General features: G+C 50.8%; 12 protein-coding genes. 10 read left to right on the top strand and 2 right to left on the bottom strand.

Annotation, left to right across the window (positions count from 1 at the left end):
- Nucleotides 1-23 precede the first annotated feature (23 nt).
- Complete coding sequence (locus Q0P86_RS05925; RefSeq protein WP_295038043.1) at nt 24-1,217, bottom strand: pyridoxal phosphate-dependent aminotransferase; 1,194 nt, start codon at nt 1,215-1,217, stop codon at nt 24-26.
- Nucleotides 1,189-3,606: an MMPL family transporter gene (locus Q0P86_RS05920; protein ID WP_290993496.1), complete on the bottom strand. Its 2,418-nt coding sequence runs from the start codon at nt 3,604-3,606 to the stop codon at nt 1,189-1,191. The genes Q0P86_RS05925 and Q0P86_RS05920 overlap by 29 nt, the downstream gene beginning before the upstream one ends.
- A gap of 100 nt (nt 3,607-3,706) precedes the next feature.
- Here Q0P86_RS05920 and Q0P86_RS05915 point away from each other — a divergent pair, with 100 nt between their 5' ends.
- From Q0P86_RS05915 to Q0P86_RS05870, 10 genes are all read left to right on the top strand, one after another.
- Nucleotides 3,707-5,161, top strand: coding sequence for a BamA/TamA family outer membrane protein (locus tag Q0P86_RS05915; RefSeq protein ID WP_295038041.1), 1,455 nt, complete (start codon nt 3,707-3,709; stop codon nt 5,159-5,161).
- Between the two features lie 44 nt (nt 5,162-5,205).
- Nucleotides 5,206-6,648: an adenylosuccinate lyase gene (gene purB / locus Q0P86_RS05910; RefSeq protein ID WP_295038039.1), complete on the top strand. Its 1,443-nt coding sequence runs from the start codon at nt 5,206-5,208 to the stop codon at nt 6,646-6,648.
- A gap of 29 nt (nt 6,649-6,677) precedes the next feature.
- The gene (gene gatB / locus Q0P86_RS05905; RefSeq protein WP_294114127.1) at nt 6,678-8,135 is read left to right on the top strand and encodes an Asp-tRNA(Asn)/Glu-tRNA(Gln) amidotransferase subunit GatB; all 1,458 of its coding nucleotides are present in this window, start codon (nt 6,678-6,680) and stop codon (nt 8,133-8,135) included.
- 208 nt (nt 8,136-8,343) lie between these two features.
- A complete protein-coding gene (locus Q0P86_RS05900; RefSeq protein ID WP_294114126.1) occupies nt 8,344-8,550 on the top strand; it encodes a hypothetical protein in 207 nt (68 codons plus the stop codon).
- A 233-nt stretch (nt 8,551-8,783) separates the two neighbouring features.
- Complete coding sequence (locus Q0P86_RS05895) at nt 8,784-9,686, top strand: hypothetical protein (RefSeq protein ID WP_295038037.1); 903 nt, start codon at nt 8,784-8,786, stop codon at nt 9,684-9,686.
- 99 nt (nt 9,687-9,785) lie between these two features.
- The gene (locus Q0P86_RS05890; protein WP_072978615.1) at nt 9,786-10,520 is read left to right on the top strand and encodes an IMP cyclohydrolase; all 735 of its coding nucleotides are present in this window, start codon (nt 9,786-9,788) and stop codon (nt 10,518-10,520) included.
- A 50-nt stretch (nt 10,521-10,570) separates the two neighbouring features.
- The gene (locus Q0P86_RS05885) at nt 10,571-11,224 is read left to right on the top strand and encodes a nucleoside monophosphate kinase (protein WP_294114124.1); all 654 of its coding nucleotides are present in this window, start codon (nt 10,571-10,573) and stop codon (nt 11,222-11,224) included.
- Between the two features lie 354 nt (nt 11,225-11,578).
- Entirely contained in the window at nt 11,579-13,744 is a 2,166-nt protein-coding gene (locus Q0P86_RS05880; protein WP_295038032.1) for a polysaccharide biosynthesis tyrosine autokinase, read from the top strand.
- 98 nt (nt 13,745-13,842) lie between these two features.
- On the top strand, nt 13,843-15,546 hold the full coding sequence (gene cimA / locus Q0P86_RS05875) for a citramalate synthase (RefSeq protein WP_295038030.1): 1,704 nt from the start codon (nt 13,843-13,845) through the stop codon (nt 15,544-15,546).
- 107 nt (nt 15,547-15,653) lie between these two features.
- Nucleotides 15,654-15,867 (top strand): hypothetical protein (locus Q0P86_RS05870; RefSeq protein WP_295038028.1); only part of this gene is annotated, 214 nt, incomplete at its 3' end.

Genomic DNA, 15,867 nt, shown 5'->3' with positions numbered 1-15,867 from the left:
AATCAGTAGACAGTTAGAAGAGGTTAGCGAAGGTCTTTAAGGCCCTTGATAAATCGGTCGCAAGCCTTCTGCAGCGTTTCGTCGCTTGCTGCATAAGAGAATCGCACGCAGCTGTCGTCGCCGAAAGCGGCTCCCGGCACAATCGCAAGTCCCTGAGACTGCAGCAGGTATTCGCAAAGTTCGATAGAGCCACCGATCACCTTGCCTTCGGGCGTTTTTTTGCCGTAGAAACTCTTGACGGGTGCGAACAGGTAAAAAGCGCCTTCGGGAGCTCGGCACGGTTCCGGCAGAATTTCGGCGGTGCGCTTGAGCATGTAGTCGCGGCGCTTGCGGAAGGCAGCCTGCATAGCGTGAACATTGCTCTTGTCCATCTGCAATGCTCCAAGGGCGGCGTATTGTGCCACGTTGCTTGGGTGGTGAGTGGCCTGCCCCTGGATTTTTCCGATAATCTTTGCGATTTCTGCCGGAGCGGCATTGTAACCGATTCTCCAGCCGGTCATGCAATGCGACTTCGAAAACCCGTTAATCACGATGGTGCGTTCCGCCATTCCGGGGAGGGCTGCGGCGGAGCAGAATTCCGTGTCGTAGGTGAAGTATTCGTACACTTCGTCCGAAATGCAGTAAATGTCGCTTTCGACGATGACCTTCGAGAGCGCTTCGATTTCTGCCTTGCTGTAAACGGCACCCGTCGGGTTGCAGGGGTTGTTCAAGAGGATTGCCTTGGTCTTTGCGGTAATCGCTGCCTTCAAGGCTTCGGGCTTGATCTTGAAACCGTCTTCTATTTTGGTGCTTACAATCACCGGCTTTCCGCCGAGCCACTTGACGAGTTCGGGGTAAGTCACCCAGTACGGTGCCGGAATAATGACTTCGTCGCCTTCGTTTATAAGGGCTGCGAGCGAATTGAAGACGGCGTGTTTGGCTCCGCTCGTCATGATAATCTGTTCCGGCTTGTAGTCCAGACCGTTTTCTTTTTTCAGCTTTTCGGCAACGGCCTTGCGGACTTCGAGAATGCCTACGGGAGCGGTGTAGCGGGTCTTGCCTTCGCGAATGGCCTTGCAGGCGGCATCTTGAATCGGCGTCGGTGTCGGAAAATCGGGCTCGCCGGCCCCCAGGCTTACGACATCCTTGCCGTCGGCAATCATCTGCTTGGCCAAGGTGTCAATGGCGACTGTTAAAGAAGCTGCAATGTTAAGGGTTCTTGCGGATAAGTCTTTCATGTCTTTTCTTTGCCTTTTTCAAAATGCGGTAAGCGTCTAGCGTACTTGCGGTCAAGGGGTAAATGGTAAACAGTGAAACGAAAATGCACAGGAGGCCGATAAAGGCTATCAGGCCAACGCTCTTGATGCCCGGATGCGGAGAAAGCAGCATGGCGATTGCGCCGACAAAGGAGGCTCCCTGCGCTCCTATAATAGGAAGGAGTTTCGTCTGCATGATGGTCCATGCATTTCCGCCTTGCTTTTCGTAGTAGGCGGACCACAGTTGAAGAGCCCCGTCAACGCTTACTGCGATTAAGAGAACAAATGCAATCGAACTGTATGCCGAAATGTGGATGTCAAGAAGGTGAACGCTGATGGTGACCCAGCTCATGGCAAAAAGGGCGGGAAGTAGCGTAAAGAAAGCTCGGCTCAACTTGTTGTAGAACAGGAGTAAAATAAACCACATCAACAGGGTGCCGAATAAGATAGACTTGTCTATATTTCCGAGAATGGTGTCGAGCAAAGTGGCTCTTAGGATGGGGGTTCCGTAAACCTTGTAGGTTCTGTCGTGAATTCCGTCAATTTGTTGCAGCTGCTCGGCAATATGGCGGCAGGTGATACCGTTGTTCGGATCGGAGCTGGGGATGATGAATGCGAAAACGCCGGAATTTCCGCTCTTGTCGCTAAACTTGCGACGGATGCTTTCGGAAAGTTCGAATTCCTTGATGTCGTTTTCATAGTTGTCTAGCATCTCGATAATGGCGGCACTGTCATTGGAATTTAGTCGTGCAAGGATGTCGTCTGAAACGAGCTTCTTGAGTGTCTCGATTTTATGTTTTTTTTCGACGCTCGTCTTGGGGAGGAATTGGTACTGGGTGTAGATTTTCCCGAGATCCTTGAGGCGCCCTTTCTTTTGTAGGTGCTCGAAGTTTTCGACAAGGTCATCGTTGAAAGAGGAATCGGGAAGCATCACGATGATGGGGTCGTATGTGGAAAAACCGGTTTCTGCAATCAGGGCTTTTGCCTCGCGTTCTTCCAGCTGCATTTCGGTCTGTTTGAAATCGTAGAGGAATTGCAGGTTGATTCCGCTATACAGCCACGCCGCTGCACTGACAATGCTGATGGTCGTGATGATAATCCAGTTGACCTTGAACGAGAACAGGCGCTTGCGGTGCCTGTAGGTACTCGCGTCAAAGTGAATGTCGAAAGGCTTTTTTCTCTGCAAAATCAGAAGGAGCGATGTCGTTAGCAAGGTGCAGGTCAGCAGGTTGAGCATGCTGCCGATCGCGCCGAGGATTCCGAACTCACGGAGTCCCGGAAGGGGAACTAGGATAAAGGTGCTGAAAAGAGCCGCCATGATAAACGACGATGCGGTAACGACGGGGCCGATTCCGAGCAGGGCGCTTTCGATACAAAGGACGGGACTGAGTTTCTTTTCGCGCTCGTGAAAATACCGCGAGAAGACATGCGTCACAATCTGGCAGGCATGCCCTGGCAGCAAGAGTCCGAGTGAAAGCGTGAAGAGGTTTATTCGTCCGAAAAGAACGTAGGCAAGTCCGAGGGTGAAAACCGTCGGGAGGGCAAGCGGAATTGCCGATACAAAAATGAGCTGGGGTTGCCTATAGAAATTGATGATTAATAGTACGAGGATAATGAGGGCTGCGATTCCTCCTGCAAATTTCGCTTCGGGGAGTAGGGCTTTTCCGGCCTTAATGGAGTCGTAGACTTTCCCGGTGTAGTAGACGTTGATGCCATTCTGGTTCTTTTTGACAAAGCGCTGAACCTTCCCTAGAAGTTGTCGGTTGGCTTGCAGGTCCGAGATGGAGGTCGTTGGGTAGATGTCTATGATTCGGATGGAACCCTGTTGGTTTGCGAAATCTTGTTGAAGGCTTTTAAAATACTTGGCTTCTATCTGCGAAATGATTTCGACGGTATCGTGGGTGGGGGGCAGGGAGGACGGTTCAGCCAAGTCCACCAGGAGCGGATTGTGTTTCCGGATTTGTTCGTCCTTGATTTTGTCCAGTTTTTCGATTACTTGGTCCAAGTCTTTTTCGCTGGCATACAGGAGCCTGTTTCTCTTGAAAAAGTCAAGGTCCGTCATGTATTCGGTGTAATGGACGGCCGGATCATTCTCAAGATGGCGGGCGAGATTCTGGGCGAACTGGAAGTTGGCGCTGCTGTCTTTGGATTGGATGACGACGGTAAGGCTGCCGAATCCGCCAAAGGCTTTTTCAATAGCTTGATAATCGGCTTCGACTTCTTTTCCGTTGAGCGTGTCCTGCAGCTGAATTTCCCAGCGAAGGTTTTCGATGGGGTAGATTGAGAGGAGTGCCAACACCGAAAAAAGCGCAATCATCGTTTTGGGATAATGCGCAATTTGTTGGATGATTTTGGCAACAAACGAAAACATGTCTCTAATATAATTAATAAATTGTGGGTGTATGTTAAAAAGAGGTTTCGGATCTCTAGCTGTTTGGGTGATAATGCACCTGCTCCTTTGGGGGACAGGCGTGTCTCGTGCTGAAATTTCCGAAAATCAAGAGAAAAACGATGCTCCTGAAAAACAGGATGATTTGGCCTCTCAAGAGGTTGCGGTTGAAGATGACGGCTCCTTCAAGTGGTCTTGCCTTTGGATGTGGCCGTTCAACAACGTAATCCAACCTGTTTTGAACGGCCTGATTTATCCGATTGCCAAACCTGTGGACTACGCTTTTGAAAATGACATTATTCAAAAGTCGGTAGATTTGATTACCTTCGGAGAAAAGCGCAATATCCTGATTTATCCCGGATTCAACTTGAAGCCGGGTTCCCAGACGATGCTCGGACTGACTTACCGTCATCGCGGAATTTTGCTGGACCAGGATTACCTCGTGATGCAGGGGGGCTATTATGCCAATGGCGATGTCGAACTCTCTGCCCGTTATACGAAACACTCTCTTTTTGGCACTAAATTCTTTGGCGGTTTTCGTTATAATATGGTGTATGACCGCAATCACGTCTTCAGGATTCCCGAAACCCAGAAAGCTTATCTTGAACCGGATTCGACTTACTCGTTTACATGGCGCTTGGGAACCCCGCTTCCCCGTTTGACCAATTGGAATACGGAAGCCTGGGTTACGCTGAAATGTTACCGTTACAGCCATCCCGATGTAGAGGACTCGCTACTGATTAGTGACGATTTCCCCATCGATGACCGCGGTATTTACCAGAACCGAAACCAGCTCCCGATAGGTTTTTCCATAGTCTACGACAATATTGATAACGCCTACGCTCCGTCTCGTGGAACCCGTGCGATGTTCAGTACCTCGTATTCTTTTGTGGGGGATTACAGCGGAGTCAATGTTCGTGACTTGGGGCTTGATCCCGAGGAGTTCGGAAAAGAACGGATTGAAAGCAGCGATATGAATCACGATTATTTTTCAACGGAATTCGTGTTCCAGCACTATTTCTACTTGGGAAAAAGTAAGGAATATATGTTGTCTGTGAAAGAGGCGCGTGTCAATCGCAAGTTCTATACCGATTTTTCGTGGGATGAAGCTCTTCGAATCTGGAGACCGGAACAGGTGCGGGAAACTCTGTTCGAGCGAAGGGTGATTGCCTTGCAGTATAGGCTTGTGGACCTTTGGGAAATGGAAAAGGGAGGCGCTCCGCACGATGTCTTTGTCAAGTTGAACGCGAATACGCCCCTGCGAGGTTACCCCGATTCCTGGACGACGCACCACATGATGTCCTTGAGTGCGGAATACCGCTGGCCGGTGGACCGTTTTGTCGATGGCGTACTTTTTGACGAATACGCGATGATTGCCCCGGAAGTCGATGAGTGGAGTTTTTCTCATTTTTATAATTCCTGGGGGTTTGGTATTCGCGTCCGCATGCCCAATATGTACCTGTTCCGTGTCCAATTCGGTTTCCACGGTCTGCATGGCGTGAACCTGATTTTGACTCTCGCTCCCGAGTTCAAGTAATTTTCTATCTTTACCTTTGTAAAAATTCAAACAAGGATAAAATCATGCGTGATCAATTCGAAAGCCCGCTTATCAAGCGTTACGCCAGCAAGGAAATGAGTTTCATCTTCAGTCCGCAGTACAAGTTCCAGACTTGGCGGAGGCTCTGGATTTATCTCGCCGAATCCGAAATGGAGCTAGGCCTCCCGATTACGCAGGAGCAGGTGGACGAACTGAAGGCCCACGAAAAGGACATCAACTTCGAAGTCGCCGAAGAAGAAGAAAAGCGCCGCCGCCACGACGTGATGAGCCACGTCTATGCTTACGGCGTGCAGTGCCCGAAGGCCAAGGGCATCATCCACCTGGGTGCAACATCTGCATTCGTGGGTGACAACACCGACCTTATCCAGATGCAGCAGGCCATGATTCTCGTGCGCAAGCGTCTTTGCCGCGTGATGGACAAGCTTTCCAAGTTTGCCATGGAATATAAGGATATGGCCCAGCTCGGCGCCACCCACTTCCAGGCCGCCCAGCTCACGACTGTGGGTAAGCGCGCTTGCCTCTGGCTCCAGGACATGCTCATCGACCTCGAAGAATTGAACTTCCTCATCGAAGTGCTTCCGTTCCGTGGCGTGAAGGGCACCACCGGTACCCAGGCTTCCTTCATGGACCTGTTCAACGGCGACGAAGAAAAGATCATGGAACTGGACCGCCGCGTGACCGCCAAGGCAGGCTTCAAGCGCGTGCTCACCATCACCGGCCAGACCTACACCCGTAAGTGGGACAACCGCGTGAACCAGGTGCTCAGCTCCATCGCTCAGAGTTTGCACAAGTTCGCCACCGACATGCGCCTCATGCAGGGCGTCAAGGAAGTGGAAGAACCCTTTGAAAAGACTCAGATTGGCTCCAGCGCCATGGCTTACAAGCGTAACCCTATGCGCTCCGAACGTATCTGCTCCCTCGCTCGTTTCGTGATGGCCCAGGTGAACAGCACCGCCTTCACGCAGGCGACGCAGTGGTTCGAACGCACCCTCGACGATAGCGCCAACAAGCGCCTCGCCATTCCGGAAGCGTTCCTCGCCATGGATGCCATGCTCATCATTGCCGAGAACGTCACCAACGGCCTCGTGGTTTATCCGAAGGTGATTGAAAAGCGTATCATGGCCGAACTCCCGTTCATGGCCACCGAAAACATCATCATGGAAGGCGTCAAGAACGGCGGCGACCGTCAGGAACTCCACGAAGAAATCCGCGTGATGTCCATGGAAGCGGGCAAGGTCGTCAAGGAACAGGGCAAGGACAACGACTTGCTCGAACGCGTGCTGAAGAACGAAAAGTTCCAGAAGCTCGGCATCACCGAAGCGAAACTCAAGGAGATCCTCGACCTCCGCAAGTTCGTGGGTCGCGCTCCGGGACAGGTCATGAAGTTCGTGACCGAAGAAGTTCGCCCGGCGATTGATGCCGTGAAGGACTGGGCGAGCATTGACGCCGGTGAACTGAAGGTGTAATTTTTTGCAGAATAATAAACGGAGTTTTTATGTCCAACTATTGTCCTGTTATCGGTCTTGAAATCCATTGCCAGCTCGCGACTAAAACCAAGATGTTCTGCGGCTGCGAAATCGAAGTGAATACGACCCCGAACAAGCACGTTTGCCCCGTTTGTCTCGGTATGCCGGGTGCCATGCCCGTGCCGAACAAGAAGGCGGTGGAGTATGCCATTCGTCTGGGCCTTGCGCTCAACTGTGAAATCGACCTGAACGCCATGTGGACCCGCAAGAACTATTTCTATCCGGACCTGCCGAAGGGCTACCAGATTACCCAGACGGGCGGACTTCCGGTGTACGACCACCCGATCTGCAAGAATGGCTGGCTCGAAATCGTCAAGGAAGACGGCACCAAGAAGCGCGTGGGCATTACCCGTATCCACATGGAAGAAGACGCCGGCAAGCTCATCCACGACATGAGCCCCACCGATTCCCACTTCGACGCGAACCGCTGCGGCACTCCGCTCTGCGAAATCGTGACCGAGCCGGATATCCGTAGCCCCGAAGAAGCGGTGCTCGTGCTCAAGAAAATCAAGCAGACGCTGGAATATACCCGTGTTTCCAACGCCAACATGGAAAACGGCAACATGCGCTGCGACGGCAACATCTCGCTCCGTGCAAGCGAAGACGCCCCGTTCGGTATCCGCGCCGAAATCAAGAACCTGAACAGCTTTACGAACCTCGAGAAGGCCCTGTACTGCGAAATGAACCTGCAGGCCTCGACCCTCGATGCCGGCAAGGAAGTGGAACAGTGCACCAAGCGCTATGACCCCAACGCCGACAAGACGATTGTGATTCGCTCCAAGGAAGATGCCCATGACTACAAGTACTTCCCGGAACCGGACATGGTCCGCCTCGTGACCGACCCGGCCTTCGTGGAAGAAATCCGCCGCACGCTTCCAGAACTGCCGGATGCCCGCCGCAAGCGCTTCATGGACGACTTCGGTGTTTCCGAATACGACGCCATGGTGCTGACCGAAGACCGCGACGTGAGCGAATGGTACGACACCGCCGCGAAGAACTGCAAGAACGGCAAGGTCTTGGCCAACTGGGTGATTACTGAACTCCTCGCCAAGGTGAAGGAACTTGAAGGTGGCCTCTCCGCCCTCAAGATCAAGCCCGAAGACCTCTGCAAGCTTGTGAACCTCATCGCCGACAACACCATCAACGGTAAGATTGCAAAGACGGTCTTCGCCGAGATGTTCGAGACCGGCAAGGACCCCGAAGCCATCGTGAAGGAAAAGGGCCTCGTGCAGGTGACCGACACCGGTGCCATCGAAGAAGTAATCCGCGCCGTCTGCGCCGAAAACGCTGCCCAGTTCGCCGAATTCAAGGCCGGCAAGGTGGCGCTCAAGGGCTTTCTCGTGGGTATGACCATGCGCAAGTCCGGTGGCAAGGCCAACCCGGGCCTCGTGAACCAGATCCTCGACAAGCTCGCGAAGGAAGGTTAAGACGAGAGACGAAAGACGAAAGCGGACAGCACTTAGCGATTTATCGCTTAGTGCGCATGGCCACCAAGGTGGGACGAAAGAAGCAAGGTCGCTGAGCTCGCCGAAGCGCCTTGTTTATGCTGTTCTCCTTGCCCTATTTCTTGCGATCCCCGCGGCTGCCGCAGACAAACTCGACAAGTACGACAGCGCTTATGTCAGTACGCTGAACATGACCGACGAAGAAGCGGCGGAACTCTATGGCATCGATTCGACCAAGCTGAATCAGGGTCCGACGCTCCAGGAACTCAACGAAGAAAATCCTAGCTACGTCAAGCGCGAATACAACCACCGCCAGCAAGTCATTGTTGGCAGCGTGGTGATGCTCTGCGTCGCCGTTGCCATGGTTCTGATGAACAATTACAATCCGAAGCGCTAGTGGGGGCATGAACCTCGCTTTTTTTGTATTATACTGTTTGTATAATATAGATTGAAAAATTCTGTATTTGTCTTTTAAAATTGTGATTTTTGGCTAAAAAATTAAATTTTGTATAGTAACTTTTGTTGCCTTTCAAAGAACATGAATGTATATTGTATACATGAAATAAGACTTCATTTAATCAAAAAATTTTTTTGAAAAATGAAAAAGAGTTAACCAAAAGGGGGTTGATTATGAATAAGGTTATCACAACTGCAGCTTTGGCTCTTGCGCTTGTTGCTTGCTCGGACAATTCTTCTGTGAATGGTCCTGAGAATCATCAACTTGGCGGAGGCGGTACGGCTGTGCTGGATTCCACGCGGAATGTGTCGCTCGAAATGGGAGCGTGCAAGGCTAATCCTTATGATAATGTTTTGCTGAAAGATGCATCGAAAAATCCCAAAGCGTATTTGATTACTGACGAAAATGGCGCGTATCAGGTTGTCATCCCGAATTTGTCTGATGCATGCGGCGTTGGTGAAGTTGTTTTCAATAACAAACGTTCCTTGGATACGCTGATAATTTCTTACACGGTTGGGGATGTTACTGAATGCATGTGCGTTACGGACCATTTTTTTAACATCGACCCTCTTGATGCCGATATCAAGTTTTTGTATCATTGGGGAACTGTTTACGAAGTGGTGCCGGGGCCTGTTCCCGGAAATCAGTCCTCCGATTCTTCGGCAACCCAAGCGGCATCGTTAATCAATGCGGAATGCAAAGATGTTCTCGCTAAGTCCGCTGCTTCAAACGAAAACTTGCTTTCGGACGCTTTGGATCCCGTCACGGAAAATTCCGTCACGGAAAATCGAAGGGTGGCAATACGCTCTGCCGAAGATGAAAAATTTGACAGAATTTCTATAGACGACGTTTATGTTATTTGTGGATCTGTTATTGAAGAGATTAATGTCACCGCGTCGAATGACACGCTTTATGTCGATCCGAAAATTATTTCGAAACTAGATAGTTCGGGTCCTGTTCCTGATTGCCTGTGCCCGACACTTGTTTCCTTTAATATAGAGAGGACTTCCAAATTCTCAAATGCAAATTATCTTGTATATCAGAATGATTTGGTAATGCCTTTGGAAAATAGATAGAATGGGAAGGCGTAGAGGGAAAAAGCATTTATACTATAATCGAACTAAATTTTTCAAAAACAAAAGGAGGCTCGGCCTCTTTTTTTTATATTTGTGGGTATGAAGTACACAGACGAAGCAAAACAGAATTTCAAGGCCCTCTCCAATAACCCTTATCCCGGTCGTGGCATTGTCCTCGGCGAAAGTGCCGACGGCAAGTCCTATGTGCAGGTGTACTGGATCATGGGCCGTAGCGTGAACAGCCGCAATCGCGTGTTCGAAATCGAACGGTCGACCGGCTTCATGAAGACCAAGGCCTTCGACGAATCGAAGCTCACGGACCCGCACCTGATTATCTACTACCCGGCACGCCACACTGCCGACGTCCAGATTATCACGAACGGCGACCAGACCGACACGATTTACGATGCTATCAAGCTCGGCGGCACCTTCGAGAGCGCCCTCCGCACGCGCCAGTACGAAGACGATGCCCCGAACTTCACGCCGCGTATTTCCGGCATCCACTACAAGAACGCAAGCCCCGCCGTGTACAAGCTCTCTATCCTCAAGAGCCGTAACAACAGCGAAGAAGCTGGTTGCGAACGCATGACGTTTGAATACGAGAAGGCTTTGCCCGGTCTCGGCCACTTCATCAGCACCTACGAAACTGATGGCAGCCCGATTCCGTCTTTCAACGGTTTCCCGAAACTGATGCCGATTTTTGACAACGCCGAAGACACGCTCAAAAAGTACTGGGCCGCCCTCGACAAGGACAACAAGGTGTCGCTCATGGTCAAGTGGATTGACAAGAAGACCTTCAAGGCCAAGACCCTGATCGTGAACAAGAACAAGTAATTGCTATATTTGCCAACGAATTTCAACAATCAACACAAGAAGGTCTAACAATGGCTAAAATTCCTGCAGTCCTTATCTTTGGCGCACCGGGTTCCGGCAAGGGCACCGTCGGCGCAAAGCTCGCTGCTACTACCTCTCTCAAGCACATTTCTACGGGCGACATCTTCCGCGGTATTGCTCCGTCCAGCGAATCCGGCAAGCTCCTCGCTTCTTACTCCAGCAAGGGTCTCCTGGTTCCGGATGAAGCCACTGTCGAAATCTTTGGCCGCTTCATCGAAGGCCTCATCAATACGAACAAGGTAAATCCGGACAAGGACACACTCCTCCTCGACGGTATTCCTCGTACGGTTGCCCAGGTCAAGCTCATCGAATCCGTGGTCGACGTGAAGCACATCTTCGTGCTCGACATCAAGGACGAAAAGACCATCGTGGCCCGCCTCCTGAACCGCGCCAAGATCGAAGGCCGTAAGGACGATGCTGACGAAGCCGTGATCAAGAACCGCCTCAAGGTGTATAAGGAATCCACCGCCAAGGTTCTCGGCAAGTACAGCAAGTCCATCATCAGCCGCATCAACGGCGACAACACTCCGGACGAAGTGTTCTGCGACACGCTCGCTGCCTACGTGAAGTTCTGCAAGAGCGCTTGCAAGGCTTCTGCAAAGAAGCCCGCTGCCAAGAAGACCGCAAAGGCTAAAAAGAAGTAGTAAATTACGCTTTGCCTTTGCTCTCGCCTCGACGACTCATTGTGATGAGTCGCCAGCGGCTCACAGAAAGACCGCAAAGGCTAAAAAGAAGTAGTAAATTACGCTTTGCCTTTGCTCTCGCCTCGACGACTCATTGTGATGAGTTGCCAGCGGCTCACAGAAAGCCCGCAAAGGCTAAAAAGAAGTAATCTTACTTAAGCCCCAAAGCTTGAAGAGACCGTGGAGAAAGTCCGCGGTTTCTTTTGTTTTTGGGGAGCCAAAATTTTTGCTGAATAAATGAGAAAAACTAAAAAAAACTTCCAAAAAAAGTCTGTGTTTTTCTATTTTACGAAAAAGTGATATTAAGGAAAAAAAATGGAACCGAATTCGCAATATTCTTCTTCCACATCTAGTTCTGCTTCTCACAATAAGGATGATGACGAAATCGATTTGCTCGAAGTCTTGGGAATCCTTTTAAAGCATAAGCTTTTTCTTTCTGTTTGTATTGTCTTCGGCTGTATTGTCGGTTTTTTGGTCTCGAATTGGAGGACTCCGCAATATACGAGCGACGCTCTTTTGCAGATTGACGTTAAGGGGAACAAGGCGGGCAAGGCCATGGGCGAAATGGGAGCCCTTCTGGATGTAGCGAGCCCCGCCGAAGCAGAAATTGAACTCTTGAAAAGCCGCATGGTGTTGAGCTTTGTGGTGGAACAGGAACACCTTTGCTTCAACGCTTACCCGGTTGGTGCTCTGGATCGCTTGCTGCATAAGCAGGGCCGCATGGATCTTGAAAATCTTTATATTCCGGAAATAGCCCGTATTGAAAAATGGACTGCCGAAGTGGTTAGTGAAAACGAAATTGCCGTTTACACGCCGGAGGGGGTGAAACTGTTGCAGGGTCCGGTAGGGGAGCGCCTGACTGCGGCCTATGGTGGCGATACTTTGGTCATTCAGGTAAAGCGCCTGTTGGCGACTCCGGGGCAGAAATTTGTAATCGCGCAGTCCGAACCTCTAGACGCGGTTCGTGGGTTGGTAAAATCGCTGGATGTCGCGGAAAAAGGCAAACAGACGGGAATTATCGGAGTCTCTTATACCAACCGCTATGCAGACAAGGCCGCGTCTGTGTTGAATTCCATTGCCAATATCTATCTGCGTCAGAATGTCGAAATGCGCAGTGCCGAAGCCGAAAAGACTTTGGAGTTCTTGGAAGCGCAGCTCCCCGGTGTCAAGGCCAAATTGGATACCGCAGAAAAGGCACTGGCCGATTACCGCTTGAAAATCGGTTCTGTGGATATGTCGGGTGAAACGAGGGCTCACCTTGAAAAGGTTGCCGAACTTGAAAAGCAAATTCTTGAACTGGACCAACAGCGTCAAGAAGCAACACGTTTGTTCAAGGAAGAACACCCGGCGGTGCAGACCATTATGCAACAGCAGAGCCGCTTGCGCTCTGAACTTTCTAGGTTGAAAAAGTCTGCTGAAAATATGCCGCGTACACAGCAGGACGTGTTGAGCTTGCAAGAAGAGGTGGCTGTGAACAATGCTCAGTACACTGCGATGCTTAACAACATTCAACAGCTCCGCGTGGTGCGTGCTGGCGAAGTCGGCAATGTGCGCATCGTGGACTATGCCCAGATTGAACGTAAGCCGAGCAAGCCGAACAAGAAGGTTATCTTTGCGGGCTGTGTCGGCGGCTGTTTCCTCTTTGGGGCCCTGCTGATTTACTTGCTGCAGATGACCAAGCGCGGAGTTCGTAGTTCTCTCGAAATTGAACGCGAAACAGGTATCAGTGTTTATGCCAAGATTCCGAAGGCCGAAAATGCATTTCTTTCTAAGCGCAATAAGGGCAAGAATACGAAACCCCTTGTAGAAGACGATCCCGAGTCTCCTTCGAGCGAGGCCCTACGTTCCCTTTATACCGCTATTGAATTTGCGACGACGGATCTGCGTGTCATGATGGTGGCAGGTATGATTCCGGGTGTGGGAAAATCATTTGTTTCTAAGAATGTCGCAGCCTTGTTTGCCGGTTCTGGCAAGAAAACTCTGTTGATCGATGCTGACATGCGTCGCGGTGTAGTTTATAGTCATCGTAAGCAGGGCCTTGGCGATGTTCTTTCGGGACATTGTTCTTTGGATTCTGCCATTGCTGATTCCATTACGAAAAATTTGTTTGTACTGGGTGCCGGTAAGACCGATGTTTCTCCGAGTGAACTTTTGCGTGGAGATACCTTCAAGAATCTTCTTGAAGAAGTCAAGTCCAAATATGATATCGTGATTGTCGATACTCCGCCTCTGGAATTGGTGACGGACTCCGAATTGATTTACCCAATAGTCGACTTTGTCCTGTTCGTGCTGCATTACGGCAAACATTCTATGGACCAGATCAAGGAATCCATGATGAAACTCGACCGTTGCTGCGAAGGCAAGTCGCGTGCGTTCGTGATGAACTTCTGCGAACACGAGGGCCATGGGTATGGCTACGGTGGTTACGGCTACTACGGCAAGTACGGGTATTACAACAAGGACAAGAAGAAAAAATCGTAGTCCTTAATGATAGAATGCGGCTGAACCGCACGTTGTCATGCCCGGCTTCGACCGGGCATCTCCGTTTTTAGAAAGTTTCTTTTTCTATATTTGCGCCTATGAAAATCTCTCTATACGATACGACTCTCCGTGACGGTAATCAAGACCGTAAGATAAGCCTTTCTCTTGCCGACAAGTTGCAGATTGCGCGAATTCTTGACCATTTCGGTTTTGACTACATCGAAGGTGGCTGGCCGAACCCCAGCAATCCCACCGACGAGGAATTCTTCCAGAAGATTAAAGAAGTTAAACTGAAACATGCGAAGATTGCCGCCTTCGGTTCGACTCGTCGCCCGAAGGTTTTGCCCGAGAACGACCCGCTGCTGCAGGCGCTCGTGAAGTCCGGTGCACCCGTCAAGACGATTTTCGGAAAGAGCTGGGACCTGCATGTGACCGATGTCATCCGCACGACGCTCGAAGAGAACCTCGACATGATCGAGTCCTCGGTGGCATACCTCAAGGAACGTTCCGAAGAGGTGATTTACGATGCGGAACATTTCTTTGATGGTTACAAGGCGAATCCCGAGTACGCCATCGAGACACTGAAGGCCGCGGAACTCGGCCACGCCGACTGCATCGTGCTGTGCGATACCAATGGCGGAACGATGCCGTGGGAACTCGAAGAAATCGTGAAGGAAGTGAAGAAGAAAATTTCGACACCGATTGGAATCCATGTGCATAACGATGCGGGACTTGCCGTGTGCAATAGCATCTATGCCGTCAAGAACGGTGCGACCATGGTGCAAGGCGTGGTAAACGGTTACGGCGAACGTTGCGGTAACGCGAACCTCACGACCATTGCTGCAGACCTCCATTTCAAGATGGGCGCGAAGTTCTTTGCCGCAAAGAAGATGGCTAGGCTTCGTCAGTTGAGCAGCAACGTGGACCAGATCGTTAACTTGCCGAGCGATGTGCATGCTCCGTATGTGGGCGATGCGGCCTTTGCGCATAAGGGCGGAGCACACATCGATGGCGTGATGAAGGTTTCTCGCAGCTTCGAACACATTGATCCGCACGCCGTCGGTAACGACCGCGTGTTTGTCACCAGTGACCAGGCGGGTGGTTCCCTGGTTGTGGAAAAACTCAAGGCCATCAAGCCGGGTATCGACAAGAAGGATCCGGTGGTGGGTAAGCTCCTTACGCTCATCAAGGAACGCGAAAACGCCGGTTGGCATTTCGATAGCGCTGAGGCTAGCTTCAAGATGCTTGTGTACCGCCAGCTGGGAATGGTGGAAGAACCGTTCAAGGTGCTGAACTACCGCGTTATCGAAGACAAGACTCCGCAGGGGGTTTCTGTGTCGCAGGCGACGGTCAAGCTTCAGGTTGGCGACAAAATCAGTCACCAGGTGAGCGAAGGCGACGGCCCGGTAAATGCTCTGGATGCGGCGCTCCGCAAGGCATTGCTCCCGTTCTTCCCGAATATGGCGAAGGTCAAGCTTGACGACTATAAGGTGCGCGTGCTTGGAAGCAACGTGGCATCCGACGCTACCGTGCGTGTGTGGACGACCTTTGGCGACGAGAAGGGCTACTGGAATGTGGTAGGTGTTTCCAGCAACATCATCGAGGCGTCCTGGATGGCGTTTGTCGATGGCCTTACCTACAAGATTCTGGTGGACAACAAGGCAATCGAGAGCGCGTACAAGCATATCGACGTGAAGCCTGTTGAACCGGCCAAGGCGAAAGAAGCTACTGCACCTGAGAAAGCGAAAAAGTTGACAGCCCGTAAGGTCCGTGACCTCGCTGGAGTTTCAAGGAAAAAATAAGTCATGCAAATTGTAAAAGTTACTCCGAAATCTGCTGAAATTGAACGCATCTGCGGGCGCGAAGTCGGCGGATTTGTTTTTTGAAAGTTTTCTTAGGAGAAAGCGGAATGAAAATGAACTTTAAACAAATGATTTTTTTCCTTTTCTTCGATTCGCTATTTGCATGGGCTCAATCCGACATTCTTGTAGAAGCCTTTGATGAACAATGGAACAATCCTAGTCAGATTACGTTACGGTTGCGGTTGACGAACTTGTCGCAGGACACATTGACGAATGTACGGCTGCGTTATTTTTTAGGTCATGATGAAAATCGGACTTTAG

Origin of the sequence: uncultured Fibrobacter sp. (assembly GCF_946062555.1) — a bacterium.
GTDB lineage: Bacteria > Fibrobacterota > Fibrobacteria > Fibrobacterales > Fibrobacteraceae > Fibrobacter.
Note: the sequence above shows the minus strand (reverse complement) of the source record. Positions and strands in the feature narration are given on the sequence as shown.